The sequence below is a fragment of the Paenibacillus sp. TY11 genome (assembly GCF_059772165.1).
Genome location: NZ_JCBAIQ010000068.1, coordinates 1 through 670 on the forward strand (window position 1 = coordinate 1; position 670 = coordinate 670).

1 pseudogene is annotated in these 670 nt (G+C 49.7%); it reads right to left on the bottom strand.

The window, feature by feature from the left end:
* Positions 1–670 (bottom strand): annotated as a pseudogene (locus AC6EJC_RS26830) (transposase); the annotation flags it as partial.

Consider the following 670-nt stretch of genomic DNA (forward strand, 5'->3'; position numbering starts at 1 on the left):
GTCCGTCGTTCGGTAGGGCAGTTCCTGTTGGGCTGGGCAAATATACACATTGCGCTTGGCATCGTATTCAAACTTCCATTTCGGGAACAATCCTTGCTTCGGATGGAATCTTCGGTGGGAAATCACAGCAAAAATCTTACGGCTTTGCAAACCACGGCAAATCGGCGTTGTCAAATAACCCGAATCCAGGGCGACGGCTTCCACCTGAAAACCAAAACGCTCTCTCTGGCGGTCCAAACGCGACAAATAAGGGACGGAATCATGTACATTCCCCGGCGTCACGTGCACGTCGGTAATCACATTGTATTTGGTATCCACCGTGCGGTGGTCCAGGTAAAAAAAGCCTTCAGGTTTGCCGTCACGAATCATATAGCCACTATCGGGATCGGTTTTGCTCACTTTAATCTCTCTTTCTTCGTTCACTTCCTCTCGGGATTTTAGCGCTTTTTTCCATGGTTTCTCCGGTCTTCCGTCACCGCTGCATTGAGCTCGTCCATGTAGTCCTTGGTATTCTGCAGTACCTGTTCTTTGGTGTACTGGTGTTTGTTCGCATTCGCTTTCACGTGCGTCGAATCGGTCACCAGAACGCGTCCGCCCACCATCCGGTGTGAGATCGCCTGCAGGACAATTTCATCGAAAATATCCTGAAAGATCGTGGTGTCCTTAAAAC